The 18459-nt window shown below is 68.6% G+C and carries 15 protein-coding genes and 1 tRNA gene; 10 read left to right on the top strand and 6 right to left on the bottom strand.

Translation table 11 applies throughout. From position 1 onward, the window contains the following. Positions 1-28 precede the first annotated feature (28 nt). Positions 29-1570, top strand: a complete 1542-nt coding sequence (glpK, locus tag ACFVIV_RS23460) for a glycerol kinase GlpK (protein ID WP_379199637.1) — start codon at positions 29-31, stop codon at positions 1568-1570. On the opposite strand, the gene ACFVIV_RS23455 is transcribed toward glpK, so the two are convergent. Further along, positions 1527-1898 (bottom strand): DUF742 domain-containing protein, encoded by a 372-nt coding sequence (locus tag ACFVIV_RS23455; protein WP_379199635.1) that lies wholly within the window; start codon positions 1896-1898, stop codon positions 1527-1529. The genes glpK and ACFVIV_RS23455 overlap by 44 nt on opposite strands. Continuing rightward, a complete protein-coding gene (locus ACFVIV_RS23450; RefSeq protein ID WP_379199633.1) occupies positions 1895-3910 on the bottom strand; it encodes a nitrate- and nitrite sensing domain-containing protein in 2016 nt (671 codons plus the stop codon). Before ACFVIV_RS23450 ends, ACFVIV_RS23455 begins: the two co-directional genes overlap by 4 nt. Before the next feature lie 185 nt (positions 3911-4095). On the opposite strand from ACFVIV_RS23450, the gene ACFVIV_RS23445 reads away from it, so the two are divergent. Both ACFVIV_RS23445 and ACFVIV_RS23440 read left to right on the top strand, forming a co-directional pair. After that, positions 4096-5319: a cytochrome P450 gene (locus ACFVIV_RS23445; RefSeq protein WP_379199702.1), complete on the top strand. Its 1224-nt coding sequence runs from the start codon at positions 4096-4098 to the stop codon at positions 5317-5319. Continuing rightward, entirely contained in the window at positions 5316-6350 is a 1035-nt protein-coding gene (locus ACFVIV_RS23440) for a TIGR03617 family F420-dependent LLM class oxidoreductase (protein WP_379199631.1), read from the top strand. The genes ACFVIV_RS23445 and ACFVIV_RS23440 overlap by 4 nt, the downstream gene beginning before the upstream one ends. Positions 6351-6366: 16 nt before the next feature. On the opposite strand, the gene ACFVIV_RS23435 is transcribed toward ACFVIV_RS23440, so the two are convergent. Both ACFVIV_RS23435 and ACFVIV_RS23430 read right to left on the bottom strand, forming a co-directional pair. After that, on the bottom strand, positions 6367-6957 hold the full coding sequence (locus ACFVIV_RS23435) for a TetR/AcrR family transcriptional regulator (RefSeq protein WP_379199629.1): 591 nt from the start codon (positions 6955-6957) through the stop codon (positions 6367-6369). A gap of 88 nt (positions 6958-7045) precedes the next feature. Then, on the bottom strand, positions 7046-7900 hold the full coding sequence (locus tag ACFVIV_RS23430; protein ID WP_379199627.1) for an enoyl-CoA hydratase/isomerase family protein: 855 nt from the start codon (positions 7898-7900) through the stop codon (positions 7046-7048). Between the two features lie 251 nt (positions 7901-8151). Here ACFVIV_RS23430 and ACFVIV_RS23425 point away from each other — a divergent pair, with 251 nt between their 5' ends. Further along, the gene (locus ACFVIV_RS23425) at positions 8152-9444 is read left to right on the top strand and encodes a sialidase family protein (protein ID WP_379199625.1); all 1293 of its coding nucleotides are present in this window, start codon (positions 8152-8154) and stop codon (positions 9442-9444) included. Between the two features lie 31 nt (positions 9445-9475). On the opposite strand, the gene ACFVIV_RS23420 is transcribed toward ACFVIV_RS23425, so the two are convergent. Beyond that, positions 9476-9865 carry a hypothetical protein gene (locus ACFVIV_RS23420; protein WP_379199623.1) on the bottom strand — a complete coding sequence of 130 codons (390 nt, stop codon included), beginning with the start codon at positions 9863-9865 and terminating at the stop codon, positions 9476-9478. Positions 9866-10146: 281 nt separating this feature from the next. On the opposite strand from ACFVIV_RS23420, the gene ACFVIV_RS23415 reads away from it, so the two are divergent. From ACFVIV_RS23415 to ACFVIV_RS23400, 4 genes are all read left to right on the top strand, one after another. Beyond that, positions 10147-11079, top strand: a complete 933-nt coding sequence (locus ACFVIV_RS23415; protein ID WP_379199621.1) for an NADP-dependent oxidoreductase — start codon at positions 10147-10149, stop codon at positions 11077-11079. 61 nt (positions 11080-11140) lie between these two features. Then, positions 11141-12160, top strand: coding sequence for a hypothetical protein (locus ACFVIV_RS23410; RefSeq protein WP_379199620.1), 1020 nt, complete (start codon positions 11141-11143; stop codon positions 12158-12160). Between the two features lie 162 nt (positions 12161-12322). Continuing rightward, positions 12323-14536 (top strand): hypothetical protein, encoded by a 2214-nt coding sequence (locus ACFVIV_RS23405; protein ID WP_379199618.1) that lies wholly within the window; start codon positions 12323-12325, stop codon positions 14534-14536. 73 nt (positions 14537-14609) lie between these two features. After that, a tRNA-Met gene (locus ACFVIV_RS23400) sits at positions 14610-14683 on the top strand. A gap of 70 nt (positions 14684-14753) precedes the next feature. On the opposite strand, the gene ACFVIV_RS23395 is transcribed toward ACFVIV_RS23400, so the two are convergent. Further along, the gene (locus ACFVIV_RS23395) at positions 14754-16070 is read right to left on the bottom strand and encodes a polysaccharide biosynthesis tyrosine autokinase (protein WP_379199616.1); all 1317 of its coding nucleotides are present in this window, start codon (positions 16068-16070) and stop codon (positions 14754-14756) included. Positions 16071-16196: 126 nt separating this feature from the next. On the opposite strand from ACFVIV_RS23395, the gene ACFVIV_RS23390 reads away from it, so the two are divergent. Together ACFVIV_RS23390 and ACFVIV_RS23385 are read left to right on the top strand one after the other, a co-directional pair. Next, on the top strand, positions 16197-17288 hold the full coding sequence (locus ACFVIV_RS23390) for a glycosyltransferase (protein ID WP_379199614.1): 1092 nt from the start codon (positions 16197-16199) through the stop codon (positions 17286-17288). Then, a complete protein-coding gene (locus ACFVIV_RS23385) occupies positions 17285-18430 on the top strand; it encodes a glycosyltransferase family 4 protein (RefSeq protein WP_379199612.1) in 1146 nt (381 codons plus the stop codon). The genes ACFVIV_RS23390 and ACFVIV_RS23385 overlap by 4 nt, the downstream gene beginning before the upstream one ends. Positions 18431-18459 lie beyond the last annotated feature (29 nt).

Genomic DNA, 18459 nt, shown 5'->3' with positions numbered 1-18459 from the left:
TCGCTCTACCCGCAGAAAGGCGCGCCCAATGACGCAGCGCTATGTGATGGCCATCGACCAGGGGACGACCTCGACCCGCTGCATAGTGTTCGACTCCGCCGGTCGGCTGGTCTCGGTGGCGCAGCGCGAACACCAACACTACTTTCCCAAACCCGGCTGGGCCGAACAGGATGCGATGGAGATCTGGCGCAATGTCGATCGCATCATTCCCCGCGCCCTGCGCGATGCGAGCATCGCCCGCGAGCAGATCGTCGCGCTCGGCATCACCAATCAGCGCGAGACCAGCGTCGTGTGGGACCGCCACACCGGGCATCCGGTGGGCAAGGCCATTGTGTGGCAGGACGTTCGCACCGCGGACCTGGTGCGCACGCTGAGCGATCGGCCCGATGCCCACCGCGTGCCCGAGCTGAGCGGGCTTCCCCTGGGCACCTACTTCTCCGCGCCCAAGCTACGCTGGCTGCTCGACTCCGTCCCCGGGCTGCGGGCCCGCGCCGAACGCGGCGATGTCCTGTTCGGCACCATGGAGACCTGGCTGATCTGGAATCTGACCGGCGGCGTCGACGGCGGTATCCACCTCACCGATGTGACCAATGCCAGCCGGACCCTGCTGATGAACCTCGAGACGCTCGAGTGGGACCGGGAGTTGTTGTCCTTCTTCGACATTCCCCGAGCCATGCTGCCGGAGATCCGCTCCTCCAGCGAGGTCTACGGGGTCACGCGCCGCGTGGTGCCCGGCATCACCATCGCCGCCGCGCTCGGCGATCAGCAGGCGGCGCTGTTCGGGCAGACCTGTTTCTCCCGCGGGGACACCAAATGCACCTATGGCACAGGCGGTTTCCTGCTCATGAACACCGGCCGAGCTCCGGTCCGGTCGACTCATGGATTACTCACCACCGTCGGTTACCGCATCGGCGACGCGCCGGCCATGTACGCGCTGGAAGGATCCATCGCCGTCACCGGCTCACTGGTGCAGTGGTTCCGCGACGGGCTCGGATTGATTTCCAGCGCACCGGAAATCGAGACCCTCGCCCGCACCGTCGACGACAATGGCGGCTGCTATATCGTGCCCGCGTTCTCCGGCCTGTTCGCGCCGCACTGGCGCAGTGAGGCGCGCGGCATCATCGTCGGGCTCACCTCCTATGTCACCAAGGGTCACCTGGCCCGGGCCGTGCTCGAGGCCACCGCGTGGCAGACCCGCGAGGTCGTCGACGCCATGAACGCCGACTCCGGGCTCCAGGCGACCGCGCTCAAGGTGGACGGCGGCATGACCACCGATCACCTGCTCATGCAGTTCGTCGCCGATGTGCTCGACGTTCCGGTCAAGCGCCCCATGGTGATCGAGACCGTTTCCCTGGGCGCCGCCTACGCCGCCGGGCTGGCCGTCGGCTACTGGGCCGACCTCGAGGTCCTGCGCCGCAACTGGCATCGCGCGGCCGAATGGCAGCCGCAGGCGGATCCCGAACACGTGAAGGCCGAGTACGGCAACTGGAAGCGCGCGGTGGAACTCACCTTCGGGTGGTCCCAGCCTACAGCGCCTGAATCCCTTTCAGGACCGCACGGAGCACGCTGAGGTCATCGGCGGCGCCCGGACCGGCGGCGGGAGCGCGGAAGTCGAGGACGCCGTCGCCGATGAGATCACCGACCAGGATCTTGGTCGCGGTAATGGGCAGGTGCAGCCGGGCGGCGATCTCGGCCACCGAGAGCGGCGATCGGGTCAACTCCACAATGGCCGCGTATTCGGGTTCGTGGCGGCGCAGCCTGCCGAAGCTCGACGTCACCACCCGGGTGACCATGTCCACATCGGTGCGGCGGGTCCCGGATCGGCCCCGCGTCACCGCGTAGAGCCGCACCACCGGCCCGGCATCCTCGTCGTACCACGACTCGTCCGAATCGTTCATGTGTACTCGGGCTGTGCCGGAATTCGGTTCTCCCGCAAGGGATCTGCCATTCCAGAATCAAGAGCGGCGGTGGTGAGCGCTCTCGGGATCAGCACCACGGCCTTCACGCCGCCGTAGTCGGATTCCGTGAGCCGCACCGTAATACCGTGGCGGGCCGCCAGTTTCGCGACCACGAACAAGCCGAGCCGGATATCTCCGGCCAGGGTCGCGACGCTGAAGTCCGGTGGCTGCGCCAGCAGCGCATTGCGGGCGGCCATATCCTCCTCGGTCATGCCCAGACCCTGATCGGAGATCTCGATGGCGATTCCCTTGCCGACCAGACCGCCGGTGACCTCGACGGGCGACTCCGGCGGGGAGAACGTGCTGGCATTGTCGGCCAGCTCTGCCAGGAGGTGGATGATATCGGTGACGGCGGTTCCGACGATCTGCGTCTCCGGCAGCCTGCGGACGTGAATCCTGGTGTAGTCCAGCGATTCCGCGGCCGCGCCGCGCACCACATCGACCAGCGGCACCGGATTGCGCCACTTGCGTCCGGGCTGTTCACCGCCGAGCACGATGAGGTTCTCGGAGTTGCGCCGGGCCCGGGTCGCCAGATGGTCGAGCTGGAACAGCAGTTTCAGCCGGTCCGAATCCGGTTCCTCCCGTTCGGCCTTGTCGAGCAGGGCCAGCTGGCGGTGCACCACGCCCTGGGATCGGTGGGCGATCTTGACGAATACCGCGTTCACGCCCGCCCGGGTCTTGGCCTCGGCCACCGCCGCGTCCACCGCCGCCCGGTGCGCGCGGTTGAAAGCGTCTGCGACGTGGCCGATCTCGTCGGAGCCGAAATCCAAGCGGTCGGCGTCCTCATCGAATTCCTCGCCCGCCGAGAGCCGGCGGATGGTGTCCGGCAATCGTTCATCGGCCAATTCCAGGGTGTCCCGGCGTAGTCGGCGCAGGCGCGCGATGAACCTGTTGGCCAGCACCAGCGCGCCGAGGAAGGCCAGCAGTGCGAGCGAGAGCACGCCCGCCCCGGCGGACAGCGAGTTCCGCTCGAGTCGATTGCCTTGCTCGGTCGCCTCGAAATGCGCGTCGACGCTTTGGGTTTCCCACAGGCCCAGCAAGTCGCCCCGGATCTTGCCCGCGACCTGCTGCCATTCGGCCAGCGTGAGCGGCAGCGGGTCGGCGGATTCGCCGGCGGATCGACCGCTGCCGCCGGCGACCGGGCCGCGTTTGATGAGGGCGTCCTCCTGGGCGCGCAACCGCTGCCATTCCGCGCTGCCGGTGATCGCCTTCCACTGATCGAGGTGCGCTCCCTGCAGCACCGACCCGACGTAGGCGACCTCGCCGCGACCGTCGCCGATGTATCCGGCCAGCTCCACCAGCAGTTCCGGCGACAGCTGCCCCGTGAGCATGACCAAGGAACCCAAACCGCTGGTCCGCGAGATGGATTCGGCGGCCCGCAGCGCATGGACCGACTTGTACAGTTCGACCGCGATATGGGACTCGGGCGCCACGTCCGCCGAGATCAGCCAGCCGTTGATAATGGCCGCGACCGCCATGCTGTAGGCGGTGAACGCGTCCGCGGCCGGAATCGTGCGGGCGTCCACGGCGGCCCGCAGGGCCGGCACCTTCTGGCCGACGCCGACCCGGAAGAACCCGTCCTTCAGGTCGGGCCGCAGCTCCGAGAGCGCATTGGCCTGGGCTACCACCGCCGCGTACCCCGCATCGGACTGCTTGCGCGCCGCGGGCAAGGCGAATCCGGCGGCGTCGTCTCCGGCCAGGAACAGCAGTGAGAGCCTGCGTTCCTCCTGGAACGCCTCGATCATCATGATCGACGGCCCGGAGGTGCCGCGCGCCAGTTCGGCGAACCGATTGGCCTCTCGCCCGCTCTGCACCAGATAGGTGGATCCGCCTATCCCGATCGCGAGCAACGCGATACTCGGAATGAGCACAATGACCAGCACTCTGGTCCGGACGCTGACGGTCCGCCGCCACCGTGCTGAGATCTTGCGGAGGAAACTGCTGCCGATCACCGAATTCTCGCCTACTCACAGGTCTGGCTAACCGCCAGCGGTTCTCGCAAAGCTAGTCACTGAAACGCCACCCCCGCAACACTTTCGCCGATTACGGCCGGGAGTTCGGATGTGCGGAAACGGACTCGAGAAACGTTACAGAATGCTATGTAATTTATGTGAATGCTGATGAGAATCCGGTTCTGTTGCCGGAGGGGTTCGACGTGACAGATCCGGGGCTGTGGGCGCAGCGGATACCGGACCGGGAACTGGGGGAGCTGCGGGCGGCCGCGCCGGTGTGGTGGAACCCGCAGCCGGCGACGGTCGGCGGGTTCGCGGATACGGGATTCTGGGTGGTCAGCAGGCATGCCGACGTGAAGGAGGTGTCCCGGCGCAACGATCTGTTCTCCAGTTACGAGAACACCGCTATTCCACGGTATTCCGATGACATGACGCGCGAACAGGTTGAGCTGCAGCGGTTGTCGATGATCAATATGGATGATCCGGAGCACGCGCGGATGCGGAGGGTGATCTCGAAGGGCTTCACCCCGCGGGCCGTGAACGGGCTGCGCGAGCGGTTGTCGGAGCGCGCCAGGGACATTGCCGAGGCCGCGGCGGCAGCCGGGTCGGGGGACTTCGTCACCCAGGTGGCGTGTGAGCTGCCGTTGCAGGCCATCGCCGAACTGCTCGGGGTGCCGCAGGACGATCGGCAGCGGTTGTTCCGGTGGTCGAACGAGGTGACGGGATACGACGATCCGGAATACGCGCACATCGATCCGGTCGCCGCCGCCACCGAGATTCTGGGATACGCGTGGAATATGGCCGAGCAGCGGCGGGCGCGCCCGGCGGGGGACATCGTGACCGAGTTGGTGAACGCCGATATCGACGGGGAGGCACTGACTTCGGAGGAATTCGGGTTCTTCGTCATGCTGCTGGCGGTGGCGGGCAATGAGACCACCCGCAATGCCATTACGCACGGGATGATCGCGTTCCTGGATCATCCCGAGCAGTGGGAGCTGTTCCAGCGCGAGCGGCCGCGGACCGCGGCGGACGAGATCATCCGGTGGGCCACGCCGGTCAGCTCGTTCCAGCGGACCGCCATGGCCGATACCGAACTCGGCGGGGTGACCATCCGCAAGGGGGATCGGGTGGTCATGGCGTACCGGTCGGCGAACTTCGACGCGGACGTCTTCACCGATCCGTTCACCTTCGATATCCGGCGCGACCCCAATCCGCATCTGTCCTTCGGCGGTACCGGCGCGCACTACTGCGTCGGCGCGAACCTGGCGCGGCTGGAAGTCGAATTGATCTTCGATGCCATTGCCGACCACCTGCCCGATATGGCCCGGCTGGGTGATCCGCGGCGGTTACGATCCGGATGGCTCAACGGCATCAAGGAGTTTCGGGTGGACTACCGGACCGGGCGATGAAGGTCGACCTGCAACTGGACGGCAGGCTGGAGGACGCCGCAGACCGGGCTCGCGCCCTGATCGCGCTCGGCGCGGACGGGCTGTTCACCTTCGAAGGGCCCAATGACGTCTTCCTCCCCCTGGCGCTGGCCTCCCAGGTGGTCACCGCTGACCTGATGACCAATATCGCCGTAGCGCTGCCCCGCAGCCCATTGCACCTGGCGCATCTCGCCCACGACCTGCACACGCTCAGCCGCGGGCGCTTCCGGCTCGGGCTGGGGTCACAGGTCAAGGCGCACATCGAAAGACGCTACGGCGCCGAGTGGTCCGATCCGGTCGGCCGAATGCGGGAGACCGTGCAGGCGATCCACGCCATCTTCGATGCTTGGGAAGGCCGGGCCCCATTGCGATTCCAGGGCCGCTACACCCAGCACACCTTGATGCCCGCGATGTTCGATCCGGGCCCGCACCCGTACGGCCGCCCCGAGATCTGCCTGGGCGCGCTCGGTCCGCGCATGACCCGCACCGCCGCCGAAGTCGCCGACGGGCTGCTGGTCATGCCGTTCAACAGCGCCCGGCACTTTCGCGAGCGCACCCTGCCCGCGGTCGCGGACGGGCTCGCGCACGCCGGGCGCGACCCCGCGCAGCTGCGAATCTATCCCCAGGTCATCGTCGGCGTCGGCCGAACATCGGAGGAACTGGAGGCCGCCGCCCGCGGAGTGCGGGGCCTGCTGGCGTTCTACGGCTCGACCGCGGCGTACCGGCCGGTCCTGGAAGTCGAAGACCGCGCGGACCTGCAACCCGAACTCGCCACCCTGGCCCGGCGCGGCGCCTACGCCGACATGACGGCGCTGATCGACGACAAGATGCTGGAAACGCTTGCGGCATACGGCACCCCGGAGCAATGCGCCGCCACGATTCTCGAACGATTCGGCGCGCACGCGGACCGGGTGTGCTGCTACTTCCCGGGATATCCGGCGCTCGACGAGCATATCGCCGACCTGATCCGCTTACTGCATGCGGTGCAACCGATTTCGCCGGAACGCCACTGACAGCGCAGCGGCGCTCTCACGCCCCGGGATGCATTGCCATGGCGTGGAGTGCGTCCGCCAGCTTCTCGGCGAAGCCGTCTCGCACATCGCCGCCGCGTGCCAGGGCGTGGAAAGTCGTGGCGCCGGAGAGTATTTCGAACATCACCTCCGGATCGGCCCCGGGTGGGATCTGCCCGTCGGCGACGGCATCGCCGAGCAGCACGGCGAAGGCGTCGCGGACCGGTGCGCCGATGGCGAGCAGCCGCTGACGGGCTTCCTCGGTCTGGGAGTCCGCCAGCAGTCCCGGCACTCCGGCGCGGGCGGCCGGGCTGGCGGCCCGCGCGAGGAAGATCTGCACCCAGGTGTACAGGTCCGCTCGCAGATCGCCGGTCGGTTCCGGCAGTTCGTGCCCGCCCGGGCCGTGCACCGCTTCCTCGAGCAGGGCTTCGCGGGTGGGCCAGCGGCGGTAGATGGCGGGGGTGTTGACCCCGGCGCGCCGGGCGATGGCGACCACCGTCGCCTGCCGATATCCGACCTCGGCCAGCAGTTTTCGCGCGGCCACCAGCACGGCGAGATCCTTGTCGCTGTCGCGGGGCCGTCCCGGCCGCGGGCGCTGCGCTGCGGTCATCGCTGCATCGTACGTCGCCCGGACGACCGCACTTCCGCGCGCGACCGCGCACATGCCGTTCGCCATGACCGCTCGTAGCCGTTTGCCATCACCACTCGTATTCGTTGTGGCGGCCCGCGGATTCGCCGCCCGCGGGGATCGGGAGCTCCTGCCATTCGGCGTTCAGGCGTGCCGACCATCGCGGCGGCCGACCCTCGAGAAAGGCGCGCACTCCTTCCGCGGCATCCGGACTGCCCATGACCCGCCGGTGCAGCTCGGTCTCGAGCTCCTCCACCGCATCCGGGCCGAGATTGTGGCGCGCGGTATCCCACAGCGCGCGCTTGCACAGCGCCGCGGACATCGGGGCGACATGGGTGGCGATATCGCGCGCCATCTCCAGCGCCGCCGGCAGCACCTCCGCGGCGGGCAGTGCGAGGCTTGCCAATCCGAGCTGGACCGCGCGCTCCGCGTCGAAAGTGCGCCCGGTCAGCATGATCTCGGCGGCCGCGCCCATCCCGGCCAAGCGCGGCAGCGTCCAATGCGACAGTGCATCGGGAACCACTCCGAGCCGCACCTGCCGGATGGCGTAGTCGGCCCCGATGGCCATGAGCCGAATATCCGCTTGCAGAGCCAAAGTCAGCCCGATGCCGATGGCATGCCCGTTGACGGCGGCGATCACCGGCTTGCGCAGATCGAAGGCCGGCGGATGCACGGGGGAGGCGCTGAATCCGGGACTGTCGGCGGCCCCGAAGGTTTCGTCCCGGCCGGACAGGTCGGCGCCCGCGCAGAATGCCGGCGGCGATCCGGTCAGCACGATCACCCGCACCGCGTCGTCGCTGTCCAAGGTGCGGTAGTGCTCGCCCAGCGCGATGCCCATCTCCGCCGTGAACGCATTGCGGCGCTCGGGCCGGTCGAGTGTGAGAACCGCGACTCCCCGGTCGACCTCGAGCCGTACTGCTGTCATCTTGATGCCTCCTCGGCAAGTGCGACGGCGCGGTTATATTACGTTATGCCGCATAACATAATGGTGCGAAAGCCTTGCCGGGACATGAGCGGGGCAGGCGCCGTCCGATCATCGGACCGGGTTCGGTGCGCCGCAGGGACACTCCGTCAACACCCCGAGACCGGCGACAGACACACCGGGCCTGGGCGAGCAAGCTGGTAAAGCTGCAGGTGGGAGTTGTGTGCTGTCTCATCACCTCTGGAAGGAACGGCATGCTCCGGTTCTGGAATCATCGTTCGGCAGTCGGGGTTTGCTGGTGGCGGACCGTACCGGTCCTACTCGCCTCGGCGCTGGCCGCGGCCGCCGTGCTGACGGCGGCGCCGCGCGCGGCGGCCGACGGGGCGTTTCTGGAACCGATCGTGGTCGGGCAGAAGTCGTTCGAACCCGGGATACATATCGCACCGGACGGGACGCTCTATATAGACGGACCGGCCGGGATCTTTTCTGGCGGTATTTCCTCTCCCAGCAGCGTCTTTCGTTCCCGGGATGACGGCGCGACCTGGGTGGCGACCCCGCCCGGTCTGCGCGGGTTCCTGCTCGGCGGCGGCGATTCGACTCTCGCCATCGCACCCAATGGTGAGCTCGCCTTCGCCGACCTCTGGGCGGGCAGCTCGACTGTGGCCAGATCGGCCGATCAGGGCGATTCCTGGCTCGCGCTCCCGATAGCCGGGCTGCCGATCCAGGACCGACCCTGGCTCGCGCACACCGGGCACTCGACCTACCTCGCCTACCACCAGATTCCGGGTGGGATCGGCGTATCGAAGTCCTTGGGCGACGGCCTGGCGTACCCGGTCACCACCATCGCCGCCACGCTCCTCGACCAGGAAGGTTGTCTCACCTGCTCGGCGGGCGGCGTCATCGCCGCGCCCGGGCCCACCCTGCTCAACGATCGAGTGGGCGTCATCTTCAATGCCCAGAACGGCGGAGTGAAGTTCACCCGCTCACTCGACGGCGGCCTGACCTGGTCGGTGCGCACCATCGTCCCGACCGGCACGTCCAACAGCACATTGGCCTTCCCCGTCGTCGCCGACGCCGACGGCGCCAACCTGGTCGCCGCCTGGATGGAGGTGACCGACACCCGCAGCACCGTCCGCATTGCCACCTCGACCGACTGGGGCGACACCTGGTCGGCCCCGAGAACCATTGTCGGCGCGGGCACCTCGGTCTTCCCGTGGGTGGCCGCAAAGGGCTCGAAGGTCTCCGTCTCCCTGTACTGGAATGCCGGTGCCACCACCGCCGACGGCACCGCCCCCGAAACGCCCTGGTACGAGTCCTATCTGGAGAGCACCGACTTCGCCGAGACCTTCTCCCCACTGATCACGGCCGACCCGACCCCGGTGAAGATCGGCCCGATCTGCACCGGCGGCTCGTCTTGTGGCGCAAACCGTGAACTCGGCGACTTCCAGATGGTCGCCCTCGACAACCTGGGCCGAGCAAACCTCACCTACAACCGCTCGATAGCCAACGGCTCGAACGTCGAAATCCGCTACGTCCGCCAACCCTGACCGCGCCGGCATTGATCTCGGGTTGCGGGTTTCACCAGACGTGAATGGTCCCCCAGCAGCCGTCGCCCGCGCTCCCCGACTGTTTGGGGGTCATGAGTTCGAAGGGGATCGGGCCGCGGGGCTGAGGCGAGATCGCGACACGGGCGCGCGGGCTGAAGTAGGCGCTCGGGAGGATCACGCGGATTTTCAGGGCGGGAATGCGGAACTCGGATTGATCGGTGAACTGGAAGCCGGTGTCGATGTCGATGTTGAACGGGGTGTCCGCCGGGACGCTGACTTCGGTGGTCGAGCAGTAGCCGTTGTGGAATCCGAGTTGCAGGGTCGGTGGCGGGTCCGCGAGGGCCGGGGGCGCGCCGATCGCGACCGATGCGAGGACGGCTGCGGAGACTATCCCGAGCGGACTCCGGCGAATATTCCGCATGGTCACCCCTTTCGTCCCCAGCGAGACCATGGTCCGCTGAACAGCAGAAACGATTATCCCAGCACTGCCCGTTGATTCTCGCCGATCGGGCCGCAAATGGCACGCAAAGTGTCGAGTTACCCGGATCGGCGATGGAAGGTGTGGTAGCCGATCATGGTGCGGTGGGTCCGGGCGGTCCGGGGCGGGAATTCTTGCCACTTGTGCGGTGGTTGCGGATACGGAAATCATTCCGTGGGCGGGCTGATCGAGTGACGAACGGCCCGGAGAGCAGGAGTAAGGCGATGCGCGCTATCGGTCAGGACACGTTCGGCGGGCCCGAGGTGTTGCGGGTGGTCGAGGTCGAGCGGCCGGAGCCGGGGCCGGCGGAGGTGCTGGTGCGGGTGCATGCGGCCGGGGTGAATCCGATCGATTCGTGGCATCGGTTCAATGGCGGGCTGGCGGAGCGGATCGTGCGGCTGGGGTGGGATGTATCGGGGGTGGTCGAGGCGGTGGGGCCGGGGGTCACGCTGTTCGCACCGGGTGACGAGGTGTTCGGGTTGCCGCGGCATCCGCTGCCCGCGGGAACCTATGCGGAGTATGTGGTTTCGCCCGCGCGGCATCTGGTGCGCAAGCCGGCGGGGCTGTCGCATGTGCAGGCGGCGGCGCTGCCGCTGGCCGCGCTCACCGCTTGGCAGGCGCTGGTCGATGTGGCGGATGTGCGTGCGGGACAGCGGGTTTTGATTCACGCGGCGGCCGGTGGGGTGGGGCATCTCGCGGTGCAGATCGCCAAGGCGCGCGGGGCTTATGTGATCGGGACGGCCCGGGCGGCCAAGCACGAGTTCTTGCGTGAGCTCGGCGCGGACGAGGTGATCGACTACACCGCGGTGGATTTCGCGGAGGCGGCGAGCGAAATCGACGCGGTGATCGACACTATTGGCGGTGAATACGGCCCGCGGTCGCTGCGCACCCTGCGTGCGGGCGGCATTGTCGTCTCCCTCGCCTCGCCCGCGGAGGCGAAGCTGGCCGAGGAGGCGGAGCCGTTGGGATTGCGGGCGCAATTCATGATCGTCGAAGCCGATCAGGCTGGAATGCGGGAGATCGCGGCGCTGGCCGGATCCGGTCGATTGACGCCGCGCATCGATTCCGTGCTCCCGCTGGAGCAGGCGGGCAAGGCGCACGAAATCGCGGACAGCGGACGGACTTCCGGGAAGATCGTGCTCTCGGTCGTGGACTGAGGGCCGTTTCGCGGCCCGTATGGCAGGTCATGATCGGCGACGCCGTGGCAGAGTGATCGCCGTGGTGGCACGGCGATTGGCGGCGGCGAACGTATTTCTGGCCGGAGTTCTGCTGCTCGTCGATCTCGCGGCGGTGGTTCTGGTGTGGCGCGGGGGATTGCCGGTCGCGTATCCCGGCGGCAGGTACGGGGCCAGTGACAAGGCGGAGTTCGTCTGGGCCTCGGCGGGCGGAGCGCTGCTGGTGGCCGTGTACCTGCTCGCGCTCGCGGCCGCCGTCGCCCCGAGTGTGTTGCTGGCCAGGCGGTTCGACCGCATCAAGGGTGCGGGGCTGGTGTGGCTGGGCGTGGCGCTGCTGCCCCTCGCCGGCGCGCTGGCGTCGTTGCACTGGGCGCTGTATCCGCTGATCCTGGACACCACCTGCGGGATCTGCGATGCGATCACCTACGAGGCCGCGCCGGGGCCGGTGTGGTACCGGCCGGTGCGGATGGCGTTGATGGCGCTGCTGGCGGCGTGTTTCCTGGGTGCGGTGGCGCTGGCGTGTTCGCCCGGCATGACCCGCCGCCTGCACGACACCGCCCCTCCCGTGCCCCGGCGGCCGGGCGCCGCCACGGTGGCCGCCGTCGGCCTGACCGTGCTGGCGGGGTGCGCGACTTTGCTGGCGGCGACGGTCGTGCCCATTGCCACCACCGCCCAGCAGCACAGGCGCACCGGCGAACTCGTACGCGTCGATTCCGGCACCCAGATCATGACGTACGTGGTCGCGGTGCTCGCCGTCGTCTTCGCCATGGGAACGCTGCGGCAGGCGCAGGCCCTGTGGCGGGGCAATGCCGCGGCGGCGCCGATGCTGACGCTGTCCGGGTTGAGCCTGCTGTTGTGGTCGGGCCTGCTGGGCATGCTGTTGTTGCTGACGCCGAAGGGCGGGATCCTGCCCACCGGCTGGCGGGTCGAGGTCGATCCGTCCTGGTTGCCGGAAGTGCACGGCGTGGTGGTGTGCGCGGCGCTGGCGGCGCTGGCCGTGGCGGGCGTGGCCCTGCTCTGGCCGACCACGCTGAGCTGGATCATCCGCCCTGACCCGCGGTGATGGCACGGCCGGCACCGGTTTCGGCGTGATCATGTTCATGTCATGGCCTCCGGCGCGTCGCTCATGTGTCCATCAGGCGCTCTTGCCACGTTCACGAGACTGCCCTAGCCTCCGGTCTTCGTGAGGACTAGCGCGGAGATCGAACCGCGAAGAGATGTACGCGTGTGGGGGGCGATCACCGCGCTCGGAGTCGTCGCCGGATATCTGGCGGTACTGCTGGCCGACGCCCGGCACTACTACACCGATGACACCGAGGCGCAGTACGCGCCGATGTGGGTGCTGCTGGGGACGGAATTGCGGGAGGGGCGCTTCCCTGCGCTGGTGCCGTGGGAGTGGATGGCGGGCAACTACTCACTGGAAGAGGCGGCGCTGCTGAATCCGCCGCAACTGCTGGTCTATCTGATCGCGCCGTCGGTGAACAATCTGGCGGTCTACGCCACCGTGGTGAAGCTGGTCTTCTCGATCATCGCGGGGCTGGGGGTCTATCGGATCTGCCTCGCGTACGGTGCGAAACCGGCATGGGGAGCCGTTGCGGGCATTGCGTTCCCGCTGAGCGGATGGTTCCTGTTCTTCGATCAGGCCAGCTGGTTCACCTCGCAGACGGGCACCACCTGGCTGCTGCACGCGTGGGCCTCGGCGGTGCTCTACGCGCGCGGCAAGAGCGGGCCGATTCCCGTCTTCGTCTTCCTCTGGCTGACCTTGACCATCCAGTACGTGTTTCCGGGAGTGGAAGCCGCGCTGATGATTCTGGCGGTGGTGGTGGGGGAGGTCATCCATCAGCGCGGCTGGGCGGGTCCGCTGCGGCTGACGCTGGCCGCCGCGTGCGCCGGACTCGCGGGGCTGATCGCGAACCTGCCACTGCTGCTGTCCTCGCAGGTGACCTGGCGCGGTGATGCGCGCATCCGCAACGAATCCTTCCTGACGGTGCCGTGGTCGGAATCGCTGAATGCCAGCCTGCCCAGCACCACACCGGCATTCGAGGGCTGGTGGGGTTTCGTCCAGCCGCTGCCCATGGTGTACATCGCCTGGTTCCTGATTCCCGCCCTGGCCTTCATCGATTGGCCCGCGGTGTGGCGGAATGCGCGGGATTACAGCGGGATCGCCCTCTTCGCCGGCGGCATGCTGATGTGGACCGCCGGACCCGGTGCGGTGGGCCCGCTGCGCTGGCCGGCGCGGGTGCTGCCGCTGGTGGCCGCCGGCCTGCTGGTGCTGGTCTGCGTATTGCTCAGCCGCCATGGCGATTTCAAGTCCGCGCGCCGCCGTGAGATCGCGGCCGCGGTCCTGATCGGCCTGCTGTTCGTGCGATCGTTCTCGGCCGCACCGGATCTGTGGCTGCGGCACCTGATCGCGGTCGCCGCGGTGGCCGCCCTCGGCGCCGCCGTGATCTGGGCGGCCCGGGTCCGGGGCACCGTCCTGGCGTGCACCCTGATCATCCTGGCCATGTTTCCCATTGCCTTCGCGCAAGTGGAGGCCGCCCCCGAAACCCCACTGTCCTACCACTTCCCGGAAAAGCGCTCGGATATGGCCGCCGCCTTCCCCGACTTCCCGGGCCTCACCCTCCAGCTGGCCGACCGCGCCATGATCGCCCCCGCCGACCGCAGTCTCGACCGCGCCTACGGTTCGCTCTCGGTCGGCAGCTACGCCAAGGCCTTCGGCCCCCGCTACGTCAACGCCTACACCCCCGTCGGCCACGCCGCCTTCAGCGCCCTGCTGTGCATGGCCTGGGACGGCAGCACCTGCCCCGACGCCGCCCGCCGCGCCTTCGACATCGAACCCGCAACGGGCGCAAGGATTATCGATCTGATGAAGGTCGACCGCGTGGTCCTGCACCGCGCCCAGTACCCCACCGCCGGCGCCGACCCGGCCCCCGCCGGCTGGAAATGGGTGCCCTATCCGGGCCGCGAACGCTTCATCGCCGTCCTGGAACGCGAAACCGGCCTGATCTCCGACACCAATGGCGCCATCGCCCACGTCAAGGACGTCACCGTCACCGCCGCCACCACCGACGGCGCCACCGCCGAGGCCCGCGTCACCTCCGCCACCGGCGGCCGCGTCGTCTTCTCCCGCCTGGCCTGGCCCGGCCACCGAGTCACGTTGAACGGCACCGAAATCCCGCACACCACCCTCGCCGGCAGCTTCCTCGCCGTCGACATCCCCGCCGGCACCGCCAATGCCGACCTGACCCTCACCTGGATGCCCCCCGGCTGGGAAATCGGCCTGGCCACCGCCACCGCCGGCCTCACCGGCCTCGGCTTCCTGCACTGGGCCTACCTCCGCACCCGCCGCCGCACCCACGAGCTCCCCTTCGCCGACCTCCCCCCGGCCGCCCACGAGACCGTCCCGCACGGCGAACCCGTCACCGCCGGCAAGGCATAACCCCTGGTCATCCCCCGCGCTTCCAGGCGATTTCAGTTTTCGCGACACCCCAGGGTAGTGTTGTCCTCACCGACGCGGGGTGGAGCAGCTCGGTAGCTCGCTGGGCTCATAACCCAGAGGTCGCAGGTTCAAATCCTGTCCCCGCTACTAGGGAAGCGGCCCGGAACCAACTGGTTCCGGGCCGCTTTCGCGTTCGGGTGACGGTGGCGCTGCGGGGTCAGGTGCGCGGGGCGCAGGTGAGGACCGAGCCGAGGAGTTCGGCGCCGGCGGTGCGGAGATCGGTGATGGCCGATTCGAAGTTGAACGGATCGGTGCGGCCGTGGCGGGCTATGAGGATGGCGCCGTCGGCGCGGGCGGCGATGAGGGCGGCGTCGGTGTAGTCGAGGGTGGCGGGGGTGTCGACGATGACGTAGTCGTAGTGTTTGCCGAGGGTGGACCACAGGTCGACGGCCTTGTCGGAGGCCAGCAGTTCGCTCGGCTCGAGGGATTTGTGGCCGGCGGGGAGTACGTCGACCGACGGCATGCCCTGGAGGGCGCGGAAGGGGACCTCCTCCACGGTGCCGTTGAGGAAGTCGGTCAGGCCGGGTTCGCCGGTCAGGGCGAGGTGTTCGGTCAGGGTGGGGCGGCGTAGATCGGCGTCCACCACGGCGACGCGGTGGCCGGCTCGGGCGAGGGCGATCGCCAGGCCCGCCGTTGTGGTCGTCTTGCCCTCGGCCGCGCCGGCGCTGACGACGGCGACCACTCGGGAGGAGTCGTCGGCGAGGGCTCGGGTCACATTTGTGCGAACTCGCTTGTACGCCTCGGATACTCGGTCGTCGCCGGTGACCAAGGGGAGGGGGCCGCCGCGACGGGCGCGGGACGCGGGGACGGCGCCGAGGGCGGGGCCGCCGCCCGCCTCGCGGAGGGCGTGGGCGTCGCGGATGCTGCGGTCGGCCCGGTCGCGGAGGTTGGCCGCGGCGAGGCCGGCCAGGAGCCCGCCGAGCACGCCCAGGCCGATATTGCGCACGGTGTTGGGGGACACCGGTTCAGTGGGGGCGAGGGCCGGCTGAATGAGGGTTACGCGACCGGCGGGGAGCATGGCGACGGAGGTCTGGTTGAGTTCTTCGACGTAGTCGGCGAATTCGAGGGCCAGGGTGTTGGTGATCTCGCGGGCGGACTCGGGTGAGGAGTCGGTGACGGCGAGATCGATGAGGACGGTTTCGGGTTGCACCGTCGCGGAGATGTTGCCGGCCAGACCGCTGGGCGAGGTGTCCAGGCGGAGACTGCGGACCACGCGTTCGGCCACGACCTCGGTTTCCAGCAGTTTCGACAGTGACAGCGCCAATTGCTGTGAAGCGCTCGGTTCCTGGTAGCTGGCATTCGCTACCTCCGCGCCCGCCTTGGTCGAAACATACAGCGTCGCATGGGCTTCGTATTGGGGGGTTGCGGCGAGCGAGGCCGCCAGCCCGAACAATCCGCCGAGCAGTCCGGCGCCCGCGGTGAGTAACCATGCGGGCCGGACCAGCCCTTTCGTGCGGCCGATCCACCCGTTCATGCGTCCCCCTTAACTATTGCGAAAAGTGTAGCGCCAGAGAGGTAATCGCACGGTTTTACTTACGTGCAACCACCTGACGCCGTAAATTCGATCGAATATCGGTGTGGTCGATGGGAGGACAGCCACATGCCGAGAAGAGTCGCCATTATCGGCACCCGGGGGTATCCGAGCTACTACGGCGGGTTCGAGACGCTGGTGCGGCGGTTGGTTCCGCACCTCGCGGACGAGGGGTGGGAGGTCACGGTCTACGGTCGGCGGGGCGCGACCGTCCCCGACGATCCGGCCTGCGACCCGCGCATCGCCCGGGTCGTCACCCCGGGTGTGGAATCCAAATCGCTCAGCACGCTGTCCTACGGGCTGACGGCCTGCCTGCACGCGGCCCGGCGGCGGCCCGATGTCGTGCTGGTGATGAACGTCGCCAACGGCTATTGGCTGCCGTTGCTGGCCGCCCGCGGCATCCCCACCGTCGTGAATGTCGATGGGATCGAATGGAAGCGCGCCAAATGGGGCCGCGCGGCCAAGGCGGTGTTCCGGGGCGGTGCGCGGCTGACGGCGCGCTTCGGCGGCACCCTGGTGTGCGATTCGGTGGAGATCGCCCGGTGCTGGCGCGAGGAGTTCGGCCGCACCGGCGAGTTCATCCCCTACGGCGGTTCGCCCGCCGCCCCCGACCCGCTGCCGGACCTGCCGCGCCGCGGTTACGCGCTCCTGGTCGCACGGTTCGTCCCGGAGAATACGGTTGTCGAATTCTTCGATGCGGCAGGTGAATTGAGCAAGGACTGGCCGGTGGTCATCGTGGGCTCCTCCGGCTACGGCGGCGAACTCGACGAGCGCGCACGCACCCTCGCGGCCGAGCACCCCGGCGTCCGCTGGCTCGGTCATCTCAGCGACGACGAGAAACTGTTCGCACTGTGGCACAACGCGGGTGCGTATTTCCACGGGCACAGCATCGGCGGCACCAATCCCGCCCTGGTGCAGGCGATGGCCTGCGGCGCACCGGTCGTGGCGCGCGACACCGTCTACAACCGGGAGGTGCTCGGTGACGCCGGGCGGTTCGTGGCGCCGGACCCGGGCTCCATTGCCGCGGGGCTGCGCGCGGTGCTGTCCGATCCGGCGCTGCAGGACCGGCTCGCCGCCGCCGCCCTGGACCGCCAGCAGCAGAGCTACACGTGGAAGCTGGTGCTGGACAGCTACTCTCGTACTCTCGAGGCCGTCCTGTGAAAGTGCTGCTCACTCATCCTTCGGCCGAGCTGTACGGCGCGGATCGCATGGCGCTGCTGGCCTTGCGCGCCCTGGTGCGGGAAGGGCATGCGGTGACCGCCGTCGTCCCGGTGAACGGACCGCTGGTGGAACGCATGCGGGAGTCCGGCGCCACCGTGCTCGTCGCCGATGTCGGGGTGCTGCGCAAATCCGATCTGCGTCCGCTCGGCTTGCTCCGGCTGCTCCGCCGCCTGACGGCCGGGCTCATGCTCATCGCACGCCTGCTGCGGTCGGTCGATCCGGATGTGGTGTACGTCAACACGATTGTGCAACCGTGGTGGATCGTCGCGAGCAGGCTGGCCCGCCGCCGCGTGGTCGTGCACGTCCGGGAGGCCGAACCGCAACTGCCCCGGGCGGTGCGGACCGTGATCAATGCTCCGCTGCTGGCGGCGCATGTGGTCGCCTGCAACAGTGCCGCCACCCGCGACGAGATCGCCGCCGTCGTCGCGCCGGTGCGTGATCGGCTACTGGTCGTCTACAACGGCAAGGATTGGTCGGACTACGACATCGACCGGGACGACGCAATGCGAAACCCTCTGCGGCTCACGGTGATCGGCCGGCTGAGCCCCCGCAAGGGCCAGGACGTCGCGGTGCGGGCATTGGCCGAGCTCGCCGCGGCCGGGACGGACGCGACCTTGACCCTGGTCGGCAGCGTCTTCGACGGTTACGAATGGTACGAGCGCGAATTACAGGACCTGGCAAAGGAACTCGGGGTCGCCGACCGGATCGAGTTCGCCGGTTTCCACGCCGACGTCCGGCCGATGCTGCGCCGCACCGATATCGCGGTGGTGCCGTCCCGCATCGAACCCTTCGGCACGGTGGCCGCCGAATGCCTCGCCGCCGGAGTGCCGACGGTGGTCTCCGAGGTGCAGGGGCTCACCGAGATCGTCGCCGACGGCCGCACCGGACTCACCTTCCCGAGTAACGATCACCGCGCCCTGGCTCGATGTTGTAGCTGGGTAGCGACCCACCCCGAGGAGTCGAGGAGACTGGCCATGACGGGACGACGCGATGTGCTGGAGCGGTTTTCGCTCGCACGCTACGAACACCAGATCCTCGAAATCCTGGAATCGGCCGCGGCGCGGCGGGCGGTGCGGCGATGAGCCCGGCGGCCCCGCTCACGATCGCCCTC

Source organism: Nocardia sp. NPDC127526 (assembly GCF_042672265.1).
GTDB lineage: Bacteria > Actinomycetota > Actinomycetes > Mycobacteriales > Mycobacteriaceae > Nocardia.
The sequence above is the reverse complement of the archived record's forward strand: the minus strand, read 5'-3'. Positions and strand labels throughout refer to the sequence as shown.

What these genes read in the sequence shown, in the direction of transcription:
- glpK (WP_379199637.1), top strand. Translation starts at nt 29, where the DNA reads ATGACGCAGCGCTATGTGATGGCCATCGACCAGGGGACGACCTCGACC.
- ACFVIV_RS23455 (WP_379199635.1), bottom strand. Translation starts at nt 1,898, where the DNA reads ATGAACGATTCGGACGAGTCGTGGTACGACGAGGATGCCGGGCCGGTG.
- ACFVIV_RS23440 (WP_379199631.1), top strand. Translation starts at nt 5,316, where the DNA reads ATGAAGGTCGACCTGCAACTGGACGGCAGGCTGGAGGACGCCGCAGAC.
- ACFVIV_RS23435 (WP_379199629.1), bottom strand. Translation starts at nt 6,957, where the DNA reads ATGACCGCAGCGCAGCGCCCGCGGCCGGGACGGCCCCGCGACAGCGAC.
- ACFVIV_RS23430 (WP_379199627.1), bottom strand. Translation starts at nt 7,900, where the DNA reads ATGACAGCAGTACGGCTCGAGGTCGACCGGGGAGTCGCGGTTCTCACA.
- ACFVIV_RS23425 (WP_379199625.1), top strand. Translation starts at nt 8,152, where the DNA reads ATGCTCCGGTTCTGGAATCATCGTTCGGCAGTCGGGGTTTGCTGGTGG.
- ACFVIV_RS23420 (WP_379199623.1), bottom strand. Translation starts at nt 9,865, where the DNA reads ATGCGGAATATTCGCCGGAGTCCGCTCGGGATAGTCTCCGCAGCCGTC.
- ACFVIV_RS23415 (WP_379199621.1), top strand. Translation starts at nt 10,147, where the DNA reads ATGCGCGCTATCGGTCAGGACACGTTCGGCGGGCCCGAGGTGTTGCGG.
- ACFVIV_RS23395 (WP_379199616.1), bottom strand. Translation starts at nt 16,070, where the DNA reads ATGAACGGGTGGATCGGCCGCACGAAAGGGCTGGTCCGGCCCGCATGG.
- ACFVIV_RS23390 (WP_379199614.1), top strand. Translation starts at nt 16,197, where the DNA reads ATGCCGAGAAGAGTCGCCATTATCGGCACCCGGGGGTATCCGAGCTAC.